General features: G+C 53.1%; 13 protein-coding genes. 6 read left to right on the forward strand and 7 right to left on the reverse strand.

Features of this window, described 5'->3' with window-relative positions; translation table 11 throughout:
• The first annotated feature begins 12 nt into the window (after positions 1 to 12).
• Together cysT (BLW37_RS09865) and cysW (BLW37_RS09870) are read left to right on the forward strand one after the other, a co-directional pair.
• Positions 13 to 858 (forward strand): sulfate/thiosulfate ABC transporter permease CysT, encoded by an 846-nt coding sequence (cysT, locus tag BLW37_RS09865; RefSeq protein ID WP_091342359.1) that lies wholly within the window; start codon positions 13 to 15, stop codon positions 856 to 858.
• The gene (cysW, locus tag BLW37_RS09870; RefSeq protein WP_091342361.1) at positions 855 to 1,688 is read left to right on the forward strand and encodes a sulfate/thiosulfate ABC transporter permease CysW; all 834 of its coding nucleotides are present in this window, start codon (positions 855 to 857) and stop codon (positions 1,686 to 1,688) included. Before cysT (BLW37_RS09865) ends, cysW (BLW37_RS09870) begins: the two co-directional genes overlap by 4 nt.
• 9 nt (positions 1,689 to 1,697) lie before the next feature.
• On the opposite strand, the gene BLW37_RS09875 is transcribed toward cysW (BLW37_RS09870), so the two are convergent.
• A complete protein-coding gene (locus tag BLW37_RS09875; protein ID WP_091342363.1) occupies positions 1,698 to 3,536 on the reverse strand; it encodes an SLC13 family permease in 1,839 nt (612 codons plus the stop codon).
• 344 nt (positions 3,537 to 3,880) lie between these two features.
• Here BLW37_RS09875 and BLW37_RS09880 point away from each other — a divergent pair, with 344 nt between their 5' ends.
• Positions 3,881 to 4,909: a porin gene (locus BLW37_RS09880; RefSeq protein WP_091342364.1), complete on the forward strand. Its 1,029-nt coding sequence runs from the start codon at positions 3,881 to 3,883 to the stop codon at positions 4,907 to 4,909.
• Positions 4,910 to 5,059: 150 nt separating this feature from the next.
• Here the strand turns inward: BLW37_RS09880 and BLW37_RS09885 are convergent, their stop codons facing one another.
• From BLW37_RS09885 to BLW37_RS09910, 6 genes are all read right to left on the reverse strand, one after another.
• Complete coding sequence (locus tag BLW37_RS09885; protein ID WP_091342366.1) at positions 5,060 to 6,121, reverse strand: sulfate/molybdate ABC transporter ATP-binding protein; 1,062 nt, start codon at positions 6,119 to 6,121, stop codon at positions 5,060 to 5,062.
• A gap of 17 nt (positions 6,122 to 6,138) precedes the next feature.
• Positions 6,139 to 7,029, reverse strand: coding sequence for a sulfate ABC transporter permease subunit CysW (gene cysW / locus BLW37_RS09890; RefSeq protein ID WP_091342589.1), 891 nt, complete (start codon positions 7,027 to 7,029; stop codon positions 6,139 to 6,141).
• Between the two features lie 4 nt (positions 7,030 to 7,033).
• On the reverse strand, positions 7,034 to 7,858 hold the full coding sequence (gene cysT, locus BLW37_RS09895) for a sulfate ABC transporter permease subunit CysT (RefSeq protein ID WP_091342367.1): 825 nt from the start codon (positions 7,856 to 7,858) through the stop codon (positions 7,034 to 7,036).
• A gap of 50 nt (positions 7,859 to 7,908) precedes the next feature.
• Positions 7,909 to 8,910 carry a sulfate ABC transporter substrate-binding protein gene (locus BLW37_RS09900; RefSeq protein ID WP_091342369.1) on the reverse strand — a complete coding sequence of 334 codons (1,002 nt, stop codon included), beginning with the start codon at positions 8,908 to 8,910 and terminating at the stop codon, positions 7,909 to 7,911.
• A 69-nt stretch (positions 8,911 to 8,979) separates the two neighbouring features.
• Entirely contained in the window at positions 8,980 to 9,147 is a 168-nt protein-coding gene (locus BLW37_RS09905) for a YezD family protein (RefSeq protein ID WP_091342371.1), read from the reverse strand.
• Positions 9,148 to 9,258: 111 nt separating this feature from the next.
• Positions 9,259 to 10,167 carry a LysR family transcriptional regulator gene (locus BLW37_RS09910; protein WP_091342372.1) on the reverse strand — a complete coding sequence of 303 codons (909 nt, stop codon included), beginning with the start codon at positions 10,165 to 10,167 and terminating at the stop codon, positions 9,259 to 9,261.
• Between the two features lie 123 nt (positions 10,168 to 10,290).
• On the opposite strand from BLW37_RS09910, the gene BLW37_RS09915 reads away from it, so the two are divergent.
• Genes BLW37_RS09915 through BLW37_RS09925 form a run of 3 tightly spaced genes read left to right on the forward strand, consistent with a single transcriptional unit; the run spans position 10,291 to position 15,421 of the window.
• A complete protein-coding gene (locus tag BLW37_RS09915) occupies positions 10,291 to 13,032 on the forward strand; it encodes a TonB-dependent receptor (protein ID WP_091342374.1) in 2,742 nt (913 codons plus the stop codon).
• 60 nt (positions 13,033 to 13,092) lie between these two features.
• Entirely contained in the window at positions 13,093 to 13,947 is an 855-nt protein-coding gene (locus BLW37_RS09920) for an N-formylglutamate amidohydrolase (RefSeq protein WP_091342375.1), read from the forward strand.
• Between the two features lie 31 nt (positions 13,948 to 13,978).
• Positions 13,979 to 15,421, forward strand: a complete 1,443-nt coding sequence (locus tag BLW37_RS09925) for a YfcC family protein (RefSeq protein ID WP_091342377.1) — start codon at positions 13,979 to 13,981, stop codon at positions 15,419 to 15,421.
• Positions 15,422 to 15,585: the final 164 nt, after the last annotated feature.

Here is a 15,585-nt window from a genome sequence, read left to right on the forward strand (position 1 = left end):
TTGTGCGCCAACATGATTGGATCTGTGGCTTATCGCAGCAAGCGCGTGCTGCCAGGCTTTACCATCAGCCTTGGCAGCAGTTTGTTTTTTATCAGCCTGGTGATTTTATTGCCGATCACCGGCCTGGTGGTGCAAACGGCGCAGCTGAGCTGGGCCGAGTACTGGGCTATTATCAGCGATCCGCGCGTGGTGGCCTCCTACAAAGTCACCGCCTCGGCTGCTCTGGTGGCCAGCATCTTTAATTTGTTTTTTGGCCTGTTGATGGCCTGGATTTTAACCCGCTACCGCTTTCCCGGCCGGGTGCTGCTGGATGGCCTGATGGACCTGCCCTTCGCCCTGCCAACGGCCGTTGCCGGCCTGACACTGGCGGCTATTTTCTCCACCCAGGGCTGGTTCGGCCAATACCTGGCGCTGTGGGATATCAAAGTGTCCTACACCTGGCTTGGCATTGTGCTGGCCATGGTATTTACCAGCGTGCCCTTTGTGGTGCGCACCGTGCAGCCGGTGCTGGAAGAGTTTGGCCCCGAGTACGAAGAAGCCGCGGCCACCTTAGGCTCCAGCCCCTGGCAAACCTTTTTTAAAGTGATCCTGCCAGAAATAAAACCGGCTTTGCTCACAGGCACAGCACTGGCCTTTACCCGCAGTTTGGGGGAATTTGGTGCGGTTATTTTTATTGCCGGCAACCTGCCCTGGCAAACCGAAGTCACCTCGCTGATGATTTTTATCCGCTTACAAGAATTTGATTACGCCGCCGCCGCGGCCATCGCCAGTGTGGTGCTGCTGGCCTCCTTGCTGCTGCTCTTTATCATCAACGGCATTCAGCAGCGCTATCAGCACATCACCGGAGGCTTAAAATGAAGCCAGCCAACCCACTGAACAGCCAGCAGCGCTGGTTGCGCCCGGTACTGATTGGCACCGGCGTGACCCTGACCGTCTTGCTGCTGGTGATCCCGCTGGTATTTATCTTTGTTGCCGCCATGTCGGCCGGTTTAGGTGGCCTCTGGCACAACCTGAAAGATCCAGACATGCTGCACGCCATTGGCCTGACCTTATTTATCGCTGGCCTGACGGTGCCGATTAATCTGGTGTTTGGCACCCTGATTGCCTGGTGCGTCACCCGCTTTACCTTTCCGGGCCGGCGTTTACTGCTTACCCTGATTGATATCCCCTTTGCCGTATCCCCTGTGGTGGCCGGCTTGCTGTACCTGCTGCTCTATGGTGCCAACGGGCCTTTTGCCAACCTGCTGGATCAGGTCGACTTACAACTGATGTTCGCCTGGCCCGGCCTGGTGATGGTCACCGTCTTTGTCTCCTGCCCCTTTGTGGTGCGGGAATTGGTGCCTTTGATGTCCACGCTTGGCACCGAGCAGGAAGAAGCCGCCGTGCTGCTGGGCGCCAGCGGCTGGAAGGTGTTCTGGGACATTACCCTGCCCAATATCCGCTGGGCTTTGCTGTACGGCGTGATCTTAACCAATGCCAGAGCTGTCGGTGAATTTGGCGCTGTGTCGGTGGTCTCCGGCACCATTCGCGGCCAGACCAACACCCTGCCACTGCACATTGAGTTGTTGCAGCAGGATTACAACACTGCCGGTGCTTTTATTGCCGCCGCCATTTTGACCCTGATCGCCATCGCCACCCTGGTGGTGAAAGCCTTTTTGCAATGGAAGCTGGCACGGGAAACAACCTGAGTTTCCAGCTCAGGCCGGATACAGTGGAAACAACAGAGGCACCAGCAGCACACTCACCAGCAAAACCAGCAGAGTAAATGGCGTCCCTATCCGCACAAAGTCGAAAAACTTGTACTTACCAGGTTGCAACACCAGGGTATTGATGGGGGAGGAAACCGGCGTCATAAAGGCTGCCGAAGCCGCCAGGGCCACCATCATAGCAAAAGGATACGGTGAAGCCCCCAGACTATTGGCCAGCGACACCGCCACCGGCGCCATCAACACCGCCGTTGCCGTATTGGAGACAAAGGAGCCGGTAACGGCTGTTAACACAAACAGCGCCGCCAGCAAGGCATAGTCCCCCCGCTCGCCCACCAGATACAACAAACTGCTGACCGCCAAATCAATCCCACCGGTTTGTTGCAACGCCAGGGCAAAAGGCAGCATGCCAATAATCAGGATCAGGCTGGGCCAGTGAATTGCCTGGTAAGCACTGTTTAGATCAATGCAGCGCAGCGCTCCCATCAGCAAACAGGTGATCAGCGCTGCAACCACATTGGGCACAATGCCACTGACCATCAGCAACACCATCAAAGCCAGACAAAACAATGCATGCGGCGCTTTGCGGGCAGCCGGGGTCACTTCATCCACTTCGGCAGGCAGGCTAAGCACCAGAAAATCCCGACTTTGTTGCTGCAACTGATGAATGTCTCTCCAGTTCCCGGCCACCAACAGCTTATCGGCCGGTTGCAGCACCTCATCCACCAGCACGCCGGGTAAGGCTTCGCCCCGACGGCGCAAACCGACCACATTGAGTTTGTACTGGCTACGAAACGCCAGTTGCTGGATGGTTTTGCCCGGCAGCGACGACTCGGGCGGAAATGCCACCTCGGCCAAACCCAGCTCATGGGCATGAAACGAAAAATACGAGTGGCTGAGCGGTTGTGGCTCCAGACCAAGCTGTTGACAGACCGGTAGCAAGTCCATGGCAGGATCGGCCAGATCGACCAACAGAATATCCTGCGGCTCGACCAGCGTATTACCGGTGGCATTGAGCAGCAAAGTGCGAAACTTTTGCTGACGCTCAATAGCCACCACATTGATACCGAACTCTTTGCGCAGCGCCAGCTCATTCAGCTGTTGATCGAGTAAGGACGAACCTGGCAACACTTTCAGCCGCAGCTCACGCTCTTTCAGGCGGTAATTTCTGGCCAGATCACTCAGCTTTAAGCGGGGTGCACCAGTTTGCCCAGGCTCCAGTTGCGGGTTTAACCAGCGACGGGCCAGCAGCATATAGCCAACCCCCAGCAGCAATACCACCAGACCAATGGGTGTGAAACTAAAGAAATGAAAGCCATCCAGCCCCTGGCGCTGCAACTCGCTTTGCACCACCATATTCGGCGGTGTCGCCACCAGAGTTTGCATGCCACTGATAAGCGCAGCAAAAGCCAACGGCATCATCAGCCGCCCTGGGGCGATATGTAACCTGGCGCAGATGCTAAGCACCACCGGGATAAAAATAGCCACCACCCCGGTCGAGCTCATAATCGACCCCAAAGCCGCCACCGACAACATCAATAATACCAATAAGCGGATTTCGCTGTTGCCCGATACCCGCACCAACCAATCGCCCAGCCGGTAGACAATGCCGGTGCGCACCAGACCATCCCCCACCACAAAGAGTGCCGCGATCAGAATCACCGCAGGATCGCTAAAACCGGCCAGCGTTTGCTGCACCGTCAGCAGGCCGGTCAGCGGAAACACCGCCAGCACCACCAGGGCAACCACATCGGTACGGGGTTTGTTGGCGGCAAAGCAGCCCATGCAGAGCAGCAACATAGCAAGCACTAACAGCAATTCTGCGTTCACGCGGGTCTGGCTCCGGTTGGAAAGGCAGCACTCAGAACCTAATGGTAAACCAAAAAACCTGTAAAATCAGGCTGATTTAAATGCCTTCGCCTAGAAAGAGCTGGCTGTAGCAGCTGACAAGGGTGGTTGACACTACCAACGGCCACTTACTGACAACAACGGCTTAGGATCACGATAACGACAGCTGATGCCCACCAGGTCCTACGCTCATATTTCGTCACTTCATATTCCTAAATGGAATTTAAAATTAATTTATTAATTCAAAAATGAATATTAAAATAAACTTACCACAGCAGCATTGCCCTTCTAAAAACTCTCAAACTTGTTAGTACACAGGACTTATTATGAAACAGAGCGTTCGTAGCCCTCTCGCTGCGGCTATTGTCATGGGGTTATTAGTCCCCGTGCAGGCAGCTGAAGTTAGTATTTATGGTCGAGCTAACCTTTCGGTCGATCAACTTGATAATGGCGTTAACAACGCCACCAATGTTTCCAGCAATTCCAGCCGTCTTGGTTTTCGCGGCCAGACGGAACTCGAACATGGGTTGGAAGCTTTTTTTCAGATTGAGCAAACCATTTTCTTTGATGAAGGCAGAGGTAACTTCGCCGACCGCGATTCCTTTTTAGGGTTGCGTGGCAACTTTGGCAGTCTGCGTCTTGGTCAATTCGATACGCCACTTAAAGTGATCCGCGCCCGGGTGGATTTGTTTGGCAACCGCATTGGCGATATCCGTAACCTTAGCCGGGTAAATACTGGCAATGATCTGATTGGCAATGTGTTTGATGAGCGCTTTAAAAACGGCGTCGCCTATCAAAGCCCAGCGGTGAATAACATCACCTTCGATCTGCACTACAGTCCGCACCATGCCAACGGTGCAACCAATGACAATAAGCGTGAAGCACTGAGTACGGCCATTACCTACGCGGCCAAGGGCCGGTACTTGTCGCTTGCTTATGAGCGCTCTGAAGGTAACGAAGTACTCAACCCCACAGCCTGGCGGCTGGGTGCTTTTTATGATGTGACAGAACAACTGCGCCTGATTACTTTTGCCCAACTGGATAAAGATCTGCCAATTGGCGATCGCACCCTGTTTGGCGCTGGTGCTGCCTTCAAGCGGGAGCACTACACCCTCAAGGCCCAGCTGTATCGGGTGAGCAACCGGGATGCCGATGATGCCGATGCCACCTTGCTGGTGGTCGGTATTGATCGCCAGTTTGGCCGGGCTCTGGTGGGGTATCTGGCCTATGCCATCAGCAGCAACGAGGACAATGCTGCTTATCGGGTGTCAGGTGGTGGCCGCAGCACCCAGCAAGCAACGGTGGTAGGAGAAAATGCCAGCGGTCTGTCGCTTGGCCTGGAATACCGCTTTTAACGATTTGGATCCTTGCAGGGATGCCATGGATGGTGTCGGTTTACTTGGTGCTTCACCTGTTGTTTTGTCCCTGCTTGCAGGGGCTTTTTTTACCTGATACTTAGCGACAAAAAACCGGCCGCATGGGGCCGGTTCATTGGTATCTTCGGGTTAAATCCCTTCGCCCAAAAACACCTGGCTGTACTTAGGCTTGATCCAGGCGGCATCGCCTGATTTTAAATTTAGAGCTTTGAATTGCTCTTTCGGTAATTCAATATGTACCAGCTTGCCATCCTGTTGGTTTAAAACCTCCAGCCGGGCAGTTGGGCCGACCATGGTGATCAAGTCCAAAGTGACTGGCAGTGCATCTGGCTCAGCAGAAGTCAGTACTTCAATTTCATGAGCGCGGACATAAGCCAGTCCATCCTGTTCATCACCCTGTTGGGCGCTATCATCACTGGCAGAAGTAAACTTTGTTTCACCACTGGCCTTTACTCTGGCGTGAAACAAGTTGACGTTGCCCAGAAACTCATAGACAAAGGGGTTTGCTGGGTTGTCGTATACTTGCTCTGGGGTACCATCCTGCTCAATGCGGCCTTTGTTCATCACCACAATGCGATCCGCTACTTCCAGCGCTTCTTCCTGATCGTGCGTGACAAAAACGCTGGTGACATGAATTTCATCGTGCAGGCGACGCAACCAGCGGCGTAGCTCGGCCCGAACTTTGGCATCCAGCGCGCCGAAGGGTTCATCCAGCAGCAAGACTTTGGGTTCGACTGCCAGCGCCCGGGCCAGCGCGATCCGTTGCCGCTGGCCACCAGAGAGTTGCGACGGGTAGCGATCTGCCGTCCAGTCCAGTTGCACCAGCTCCAGCAATTTATGCACTTTTTTGGCGATCTCGGCTTTGCTCGGCCGCAATTTTTTTGGCTTTACCGTCAGGCCATAAGCAACATTTTCAAAAACCGTCATGTGCTTAAAGAGCGCATAATGCTGAAAGACAAAACCAACGCCTCGCTCACTGACGTGCTGGCCGGTAATGTCTTCGCTGTTAAAGCGCACTACACCGCTATCGGCATGCTCTAATCCGGCGATGATCCGCAGCAAGGTGGTTTTCCCAGAGCCCGAAGGGCCCAGTAAGGCGGTCAATTCGCCGGTTTTAATGGCCAGGTTCACATTGTCAACCGCGACAAAATCACCAAAGCGCTTATTCACGCCTTCAATATGGATACTCATAACGACCTCTTCACTCTTTAACGCGCTGTTGACGATGTTTGTTTGCGTTCATCTTTCCATTCTATCCAGCTTTTCAGCACGATCGTGACCAGGGCCAGCCCAGTCAATAATGACGATACGGCAAAAGCAGCGGTAAACATGTATTCGTTGTACAACACTTCAATATGCAGTGGCATGGTATTGGTTTCACCACGAATACGGCCAGAGACAATGGCGACAGCACCAAACTCTCCCATAGCCCTGGCATTACACAGCACCACGCCATAAATCAGCCCCCATTTGATGTTGGGCAAAGTGACGTACCAGAAGGTTTTCCAGCCACTGGCACCCAGCGTCAGGGATGCTTCTTCTTCCTCTTTGCCTTGCTGCTGCATCAACGGGATCAGCTCGCGGGCAACAAAGGGCAAGGTACCAAACAAAATAACGATGACGATGCCGGGTACCGCAAAAATAATACGTACATCGTGTTCCGCCAGAAAAGGACCAAACCAGCCTTGCGAACCGAGCAAAATCACAAAGATAAGCCCGACCACCACTGGCGAAATAGCAAAAGGCATATCGATAATCGATATTAAAATGGTTTTGCCTCGAAATTCAAACTTGGCAATGGCCCAGGCGATGGCCACGCCAAAAACGGCATTCAATGGCACCACAATCAACAGCACAAAGAGCGTTAACCGGATGGCTGCCAGCGCATCGGGTTCAGTGACCGCTTGCCACCATACCTGCATGCCTGCTTCAAAAGCACCATACAATACCACCGCCAGCGGCAGTATTAAAAACAAGGTTAAAAAGGTCAGGGCAATCCCAACCAGTGTCCATTTAACCCAGCGCGGCTCAGCCGTTGCTCTAGGTGTATCCTGTACAGCTGCAGCACTGATCAGTGGTAAAGTGTTCGATGTTGTCATCAGTTTATCCTCGGCGACTCGCCCACCACTGCAGGCCATTAATCAGCAGCAACAAAATAAAAGCTGCCCCCAGCATCACCACACCAATAGCAGCAGCACCGTGATAATCGTACTGCTCGGCTTTGGCGACAATCAGCAATGGGGTGATCTCCGTGCGATATGGCAGGTTACCGGAAATAAATATAACGGAACCGTACTCGCCAACAGCCCGTGCAAAAGCCAGTGCATAGCCGGTCAGCAGTGCGGGTAGAATGGCTGGGAAAATCACCCGGCGAATGGTGGTCAGCCGGCTCGCGCCTAATGCTGCCGAGGCCTCTTCCAGCTCTTTTTCAAAATCCGCCAACACCGGCTGCACGGTACGCACCACAAAAGGCAAACCAATGTACGTCAGTGCAATCACTACACCAATCTGGCTGTAAGCGATGCGGATGCCAAAAGGCTCAAAGTACTGGCCGACCCAACCGGTGCTGGCATAAAGGGTAACCAGCGCAATACCAGCCACGGCAGTTGGCAAGGCAAAAGGCAAGTCCACCAGGCCATCAATAATACGTTTACCGGGGAAGCTGTAACGCACCAATACCCAGGCAACCAGGGTACCAAATACAGCATTAATGCTGGCACCGATAAAGGACGCCAGAAATGATAACTTGTACGACGCCACGACTTGTGGATGGCTGACTGCACGCCAGAAATCTTCCCAGCTCATTTGCAGGGTAAACAGAATTAACCCGGCGACAGGAATGATTAATAACAAGCTTAAATACAGTACGGAAAACCCCATGGTCAGCCCAAATCCTGGGATCACTGGTTTTATACGTATGCTACTCATGACACTTTCCATTGGTAAGCGCCCTGGTGTGAGCCAGAGCGCTTTGCTGATTAACGCCGTGCTATGGCTTCCAGAATCCGGTCAAAGTAGCCTCCATCGTTAAAATGGTCCGCTTGTGCTTTATCCCAACCACCAAATACATCGTCGATACCGAACAGATTCACTTGGGGAAATTTTTCCAGATACTGCTCTGCAATTTCCGGCCGACCAGGGCGGTAAAAATGCTTCGCTGCCAGATGCTGCGCTTCGTCACTGTACAGATAGTTCAGATAGGCTTCGGCCACAGCGCGGGTCCCTTTGCGATCAACATTGCGATCCACTACCGTCACTGGTGGCTCGGCCAGAATGCTGACACTGGGCACCACAATTTCATACTCGCCACGGCCCAGTTGCTCTACCGATAAAAAGGCTTCGTTTTCCCAGGCGATAAACACATCGCCAATACGGCGCTGCACAAAGGTATTGGTAGCACCGCGCGCAGCCGGATCCAGCACCGGAACATTGCGGAAGATTTTTTCTACAAACTGATAGGCTTTTTCTTCCGAGCCATATTTTTTCAGGGCATAGCCCCAGGCTGCCAGGTAATTCCAGCGCGCTCCACCGGAGGTTTTCGGGTTCGGGGTAATCACCTGGACATCATCACGTACCAAATCGTCCCAGTCCTGAATGTTCTTTGGGTTGCCTTTGCGCACCAACAACACGATGGTGGACGTGTAGGGCGAACTGTTCAGCGGCAAGCGGCTTTGCCAGTCTTGTGGGATCAGATCGGCTCGTACCCGCAGGGCATCCACATCGTAGGCCAGTGCCAGCGTCACCACATCGGCGTCCAGGCCGTCAATCACGGAGCGGGCCTGAGAGCCAGAACCGCCATGCGACTGACGTACTCTGGGTGCAGTATGCCCCTGAGCACGCCAGTAATTGCTAAATAACTGGTTGTATTCGCGGTAAAACTCACGGGTTGGATCGTAAGAAACATTTAAAATGGTACTGCTGGCTGTAGCAAGGCTTGATACCACTAATGCAGCACTGGCCAGAATTGTTTTAAACTTCATGCTGAGGTCCTTTATAGTTTGCTAATAAAGAGCCAGGCTTCCGGTGGTCCGGTCAGCATGGTGGGTTATTCAGGGTGCTGGTTTATCCAGTCGAATTTTTTCAATTTTCTCCAGTTGAACCAGCTTGCCGTGGTGAAACACCAGTTCAATAGAGCCGTACTCAATTCGACCAACCAACTGTTCAATGCGGTTGGCTAACTCGGTCAGCTGCTCCGCCGTGTGCTGAGTGTTGGTCATACTCTCTCCATACAGGCAACGAATTACCTGTATGCATCATAGAGAGCATTATTAAGAATTTAAAATACTAAATGATGATATTTTAATTCCAAAAAAGAATATGACAATTTATTAATTTTCAGCCGGACAGGAAGCAGAGAAATGCATCAGGCAATGCTGGTAAAACCGCGCGACCAGCCTGGGCATAGGGGCATAAGCCGAGTAGATAAAGCCGTACTGATGCTGAATGTCAGGCAACAGCGGCACCAGCACCATCTGTTGATCGCAGTATTGTTCGGCTAGCACCTGATTCAAAATAGCGATGCCCAGGCCTTTTTTAACGTAGGCACAAGCGGTTGCCACCGTATGGGTTTCCAGCCGCACCTGCATGCTCACCCCGGCTTTTTTGAACTCATTTTCCAGCCGAACCCGGGTAGGCCTGCCCTGCCCCAGCATAATCAGCGGCTCGGCGGCCAGTTGCGTCAATGCTATCGATGCTGCCTGGGCCAACGGGTGCTTGCTTGGAACAGCACACACCAGGTTGCTGCTAAGCAGGTGCTGGCACACCAGGCCCGGATGTGTTTCCGGTAATTGGATAAAACCGCAATCGACCGAACGATGGGCCACCAGCTCTCGTGCCATTTGTGGGCTGTGCGCATCGATGCTCAGCGACACTGAAGGATACTGCTCCATAAAACTGGCAATCACACTGGCCAAAGGGCCGGCACTGAAGCTGGCCGGAGCGACGATTTTCAACGAGCCCAGTTCCGACTTGGCGACCGAATCGGCCAGTGCTTTAAAGCGATCCACGCTGCTTAGCAGCAGGGAGATTTCTTGCTCCAGATAGCGGGCTTCATCGGTTGGCGTCAGCCGGCTGTGCTCGCGGTAAAACAAGGCAAAACCCAGTTGCTGCTCCAACACCTGGATCAGCCGGCTTACGGCCGGCTGGGTGATGGCCAGCTGTTTGGCCGCTGCCGTAGCCGAGCCGGTTTGCAAAATGGCCTGGAAGCACTCCAGGCTTTTCAGATTCAATGATTCCATAACAATTTATTATGTGTTTATGCGTATTTCTAATAATATTGCATAGGTCATGGGGCTTTGCTAGCTTAAATTTCGCACAGACACTCATTGCAGTGTTGATGATAACAACGATAGGGGAATCCCATGACAACAGGACATTTCAACAAATCCATGCTGACGGCTGCCATCCTCAGTGCGTTTGCACTGCCAGGTCAGGCTCAGGCCGATGTCAGCAACACAGGCAGCGCTGCAGACAATAACGTCGAGGTGATTTCAGTCACTGGCTCGCGCATTTTGCGACGGGGTGAAACCGAAGCCAGCCCCATCCAAAGTTTTGAGCGCGACGATCTGGATCTTAAAGGCGCGGTCTCCATCGGTGAAGTGTTGCAGGAGCTCCCTTCCGTCGGCGCTAGCCTGAATGACAATGGCTCGGCAGGTACCAGCCATGGCAGTGCCAGCATCAACCTGCGTAATCTGGGTGAAAACCGCTCGCTGGTACTGGTGAATGGCAATCGCTGGGTCAATGGCGCAGGTACCCGTGGTTTTCGGGACTTTGTTGATTTGAATACCATTCCCTTCGCCATGATTGAACGGGTTGAAGTGCTGCAAGATGGCGCTACCGCTATCTATGGCGCCGATGCCATCGCTGGTGTTGTCAACATTCATACCTTTAAAGATTTTACCGGCATGCATGCCAAAGCCTATTACGGCCAGACCTCGCACGGCGACCGGGAAACCCTGAATCTGGATTTACGGCTCGGTCAGGATCTTGGCAACCACAACCTGATGCTGGTTGCCAGTTTCTCTGATCAAAAACCAATTTTAACGCAGGATCGCGACCTGACCGCCATTCCATTGAACGGTTTATCTTTGGGTTCTGGCGAAGGGTTGTTTCGCAGCAATGCGCTTAGCTCTGTGTTCGGTTTTGATATTCCGGCCCAGGGCATTACCCGTGAACCTGGCAGTGATGGCAACCAGCTGAGCAGCTGGCGTCCGGCCAGTGCCAATGATCGCTTCAATCGCTACCATGACAATTACGTGGTTGGTCCCAGCCGCCGGCTGAGTGTGTATGGCCAGGGGGTATTTGAACTGGGCCAGCTTGGTATTTCGGAAGACACCCGGCTGCGCATCGAAGCTGTGTACAACCGCCGCGAATCCGATCAGCAATTTTCGGCGGCCATCCCGGTGGTCAATGGCAGTCGTGGTTTTATCGTCGCCAACGACCCCAGGGTAAACCCTTTTGGGGTTGAACTGAGCGGCAGCGATTTTGTTGCCACCAACTTCTTTGTCGATAACGGCCTGCGGGTCAATGCCCAGACCGTAGATACCACCCGTTTTGGTATTGGGCTGGAAGGCTATACCACCAGTGACTGGCACTGGGATATCTTTGCTTCGTTTGCCCGTAATAAAGCTACTTTTGTTTCCAACAATCAACTGCACCTGGATAAACTGGCGCTTGGCATGCGGGCTTGCGATGCCAGCGGCCTGAGCGCCGATGTCAGCGACTTGTTGACAGGCTGTGTGCCGGTGAACTTATTCAATACCCTGACGCCGGACATGGTGAACTACATCAACTTTACCGGTGAAGATAGCAACGAAGCCAAACAGCAGCATCTGCGCTTTAATATTACCAACAGTATCGCCGATTTACCGGCTGGCGATCTGCTGCTGGCCGCAGGGATGGAGTACCGCAAAGAGTCCGGTACCGATGTGCCGGATAGCATTATTAATTCTGCCCCCAGAGTAAACAGCTTTAACACGACGTCGTCAGCGCCAAGAACAGGTACCATCGGTAGCTATGATCTGTACGAAGCCTACGCCGAACTAAGCATTCCATTGCTGTCAGGCCATGCCATGGCCCATCACCTTGAAGTGAACCTGGCCAGTCGCTTTTCCGACTACAGTACCTTTGGCAGCACCGTCAACAGCAAAGCCGGCATCCTGTATCGTCCGGTGGCCGATTTAATGCTGCGCGCTACCTGGGCTGAAGGCTTCCGGGCACCCTCAATTCTGGAGCTGTATGAAGGCGAGCGTGAGTCCTTTGCCCCGGTGAATGATCCCTGTGCCGACAATGCCGGTTTGCCTGGTTGTACCGGTGTACCCGCTGGCTACACACAAAACGAAGCCAATGTCCCCATTACCGTGGGCGGCAACATTTTGCTGGAGCCGGAAACCTCGGAAAACATCTCGCTTGGTTTGGTCTATACCCCATCGCAGCTGGATGGCTTTAGCCTGACGCTGGACTGGTACAACATCCAAATCGACAATACTATCAGTACCTTTGGCACGCAGAATCTGCTGGATCTCTGCGCCACCACCAACCGCAATTGCGGGGTGATCCAACGCGCAACCAGTGGTGAAATCATCAACATCGTGGATGGCCCGGTCAACCTGAACAAAACCGAAGTATCCGGTATGGATGCAGTGGTACGTTACCGGTTAAATACCGACCAGGGTCGCTGGGATCTGGCCGCCAATCTGTCACGGCTAAACAAGTTTGTTGAATCCTCCACCTTGCCAGACGGTACGTTCATCGAAGTAGACAAAAAAGGCACCGCAGCCTCACGTGAAGCTTTCCCAACCTGGCGTGGCTTTCTGTCGGCGCAGTGGCGCCAGGAAGCCTGGTCTTCCGGTTATTCTTTGCGCTACATCGGTGATACCACAGAAACCTTTGCTGGCGAGCCACTCAGCATCGGCTCTATGGTGTATCACTCGGTATTCGCTGGCTACAACTTTGACAATGGTGCCGGCATCAAGCTGGGTATCAATAACCTGACCGACAAGCAACCACCAACATCTCGAACTAACCTGAACATTAATTTTGATCAACAAACCTACAATGCCGTAGGCCGTTTTATCTACCTTCAGCTTAGTTACGATTTCTAATGGCTGTAGGCGGGCACATAGCCTGTGCCCGCCCAGTTGTTGCCAGACAGGAGCCTTTGCATGTCAGCACAAAGTAATTTTACCATTCACCCACCAAGCACCCCCAGGCCTCTCCCCTTGGTATTTGACTCGCCGCACAGCGGTTTTTACCTGCCGGCCGATTTTGCTTACCAGGTGAAGCTCGATGAGCTAAAAACCGGCTGGGATGCCTATGTCGACGAACTTTGGCAACCGGCAACTCAGCTGGGTGCCTATCTGCTTTGTGCCAAGGCCTCCAGAATGTACATCGATTTAAACCGGGCGCCCGACGATCTGGACCCGGCACTATTGGCGGAGCCCTGGCCAGAGCCACTGCAACCAACCCGCTATAGCGAACGAGGTATGGGCCTGATCCGCCGCTTTGCCCTGCCCGGCAAGCCAGTTTATGCCTCCCCCTTAACCGTGGCTGCTGTACAACAGCGCATCCGCGACTATTATCAACCATATCATCAGAAGCTAAGTGAACTGCTAAGCGGCCTGCATCATCAGTTTGGTCGTGTCTGGCACATCGACTGCCACTCCATGAAATCACGCGGCAATGCGATGAATATTGATGCCGATGCAGCACGACCTGATATTGTATTAGGAGATGCCGACGGCAGCAGCAGTGATCCGGATTTTACAGCTTGCATCCAGCAAAGTTTTCAGCTCCTTGGTTACAGCGTGGCCGTGAACCACCCTTACAAAGGCGGCCACTGCGTGCGGGCTTACGGCAAGCCAGCACAGCATTACCACAGCGTGCAAATTGAAATTAACCGGCAGCTCTACATGAATGAAGCGACGTTTACGAAAAACCATCTGTTTACTGGCTTTCAGGCCGATTTAACCCGGGTTAGCACCTCGATCGCCGAATTTATCCAGACAAAGCTGCGTTAATCAGGCTTTGTCTTATCTTTTGAGAACCAGCATGCCAAACAACAACACTAAACTTCCTGCCCAACTAAGCGACCCGGCCAAGCTACCACCAACGGCCCTCAGCCAGCAGCACAAAGGCAACAACCCCATCATCATTTTGCTTAGCATTTTGCTGCTGGCTGGTGCCCTGACCTACCTGGTAGGCGCAGGCAGCTTCGAGCGCGATGGCAACTTGGTGGTACCCGGTTCCTTTCAAAGTATGGAAAAAAACAACAGCCTGTCCAACTTATGGCGCATCAGCGATGATCCAACCCAGGCTCAACCGGTCAGCGTGATTCAACTGCTGCTGGCAATTCCTCAAGGGCTGGAGCGTGGCGCCAACCTGATTTTTATGGTGCTGATCATTGGTGGTATGTTCGGGATTATGACCAAAGCAGGTGCCGTCACTGCTGGTTTAGAACGCTTATTGGGTGCTTTGCGTGGCAATGTTTACTTGCTGGTCCCTTCCTTGATGGTGGTGTTTGCCGCCGGTAGCACCTTTCTTGGCCTGGCCTCTGAATACCTGTTAATCATTCCGCTGATGGTTGAAATGGCGCGCCGGCTCGGTTTATCCAACCTGATGGGACTGGCGATTTTAACCATTCCGGTCAAAGCAGGTTTTCTGGCCTCCGTGACCAACCCTGTGGCTCTGACTGTGGCTCAACCCTTGGTGGATGTACCGGTATTCAGCGGCATCAGCATGCGCTTAGTCGCTTTTGTGGTGTTCACCCTGGTCGGCATTGTCTTTATGATGCTGATGATCAAACGGGAAGGCTTTGATGCCAGTATCAAAATCGAGTTTGATAGCTCCCCATTGAGCAAACGCCATGCGCTGATGCTTATCGTACTGGCACTCGGCATCGCCTTGCTGGTGTATGGCTCTACTACCTTTGAATGGCGCAATCAGCAGTTAACGGCATTTTACATCGCGCTAGCCGTGATCCTGGCCTGCATCAGCGGCCTCGGCGCCAATGGTGCCGCCGATGCTTTTGTTGAAGGCATGCGCAAAATTCTGCTGGCCGCTATTTTGATTGGTGTAGCTTTTGCCATTGCCGTGACGCTGCAAAATGGCCAGATCCTTGATTCGGTCATTTTCCAGCTCACCAGCATGGTGGGAGAAGACAACCCGTTACTCGCCGTGCAAGGGATGTTTGTATCCCAGTTGCTACTTGATTTTCTGATCCCCTCCACCTCAGGCCAGGCAGCGGTGAGCATGCCCATTCTCGGCCCCATCGGCCAGCTGGTTGGTATCAGCCCCCATACCACAGTACTGGCCTTTTTATTCGGCAATGGCATCACCACCATTTTCACCCCAACATCCGGCACCCTGCTGGCTTACCTTGCGACGGCGCAAGTGTCCTGGACCAGTTGGGCGCGCTTTGTAATGCCGCTGGTCGGCATTTACATTGTACTGGCCATGCTGATGCTGGTGATGGCCGTGCTGATTGGTTACTAAAATACCTGTAGCCACTGGCCGGTGTATGAAAATTATTTTGATAGTGCTTCAATGGCAACGGTGTTGGACCGTGATGAAATTGCTGGCAGTTGAACAATTTCCTTACCATACTCATAGCATAGAGTGAATCCAAACATTTTGAGCACGATGAACATGTGCAGACC

This window comes from Alkalimonas amylolytica, from assembly GCF_900107845.1.
GTDB lineage: Bacteria > Pseudomonadota > Gammaproteobacteria > Enterobacterales > Alteromonadaceae > Alkalimonas > Alkalimonas amylolytica.

Excerpts from the sequence above, each read along its gene's own strand:
- cysT (WP_091342359.1), top strand. The coding sequence starts at position 13 with ATGATTGGATCTGTGGCTTATCGCAGCAAGCGCGTGCTGCCAGGCTTT.
- cysW (WP_091342361.1), top strand. The coding sequence starts at position 855 with ATGAAGCCAGCCAACCCACTGAACAGCCAGCAGCGCTGGTTGCGCCCG.
- BLW37_RS09880 (WP_091342364.1), top strand. The coding sequence starts at position 3,881 with ATGAAACAGAGCGTTCGTAGCCCTCTCGCTGCGGCTATTGTCATGGGG.
- BLW37_RS09885 (WP_091342366.1), bottom strand. The coding sequence starts at position 6,121 with ATGAGTATCCATATTGAAGGCGTGAATAAGCGCTTTGGTGATTTTGTC.
- cysW (WP_091342589.1), bottom strand. The coding sequence starts at position 7,029 with ATGACAACATCGAACACTTTACCACTGATCAGTGCTGCAGCTGTACAG.
- cysT (WP_091342367.1), bottom strand. The coding sequence starts at position 7,858 with ATGAGTAGCATACGTATAAAACCAGTGATCCCAGGATTTGGGCTGACC.
- BLW37_RS09900 (WP_091342369.1), bottom strand. The coding sequence starts at position 8,910 with ATGAAGTTTAAAACAATTCTGGCCAGTGCTGCATTAGTGGTATCAAGC.
- BLW37_RS09905 (WP_091342371.1), bottom strand. The coding sequence starts at position 9,147 with ATGACCAACACTCAGCACACGGCGGAGCAGCTGACCGAGTTAGCCAAC.
- BLW37_RS09910 (WP_091342372.1), bottom strand. The coding sequence starts at position 10,167 with ATGGAATCATTGAATCTGAAAAGCCTGGAGTGCTTCCAGGCCATTTTG.
- BLW37_RS09915 (WP_091342374.1), top strand. The coding sequence starts at position 10,291 with ATGACAACAGGACATTTCAACAAATCCATGCTGACGGCTGCCATCCTC.
- BLW37_RS09920 (WP_091342375.1), top strand. The coding sequence starts at position 13,093 with ATGTCAGCACAAAGTAATTTTACCATTCACCCACCAAGCACCCCCAGG.
- BLW37_RS09925 (WP_091342377.1), top strand. The coding sequence starts at position 13,979 with ATGCCAAACAACAACACTAAACTTCCTGCCCAACTAAGCGACCCGGCC.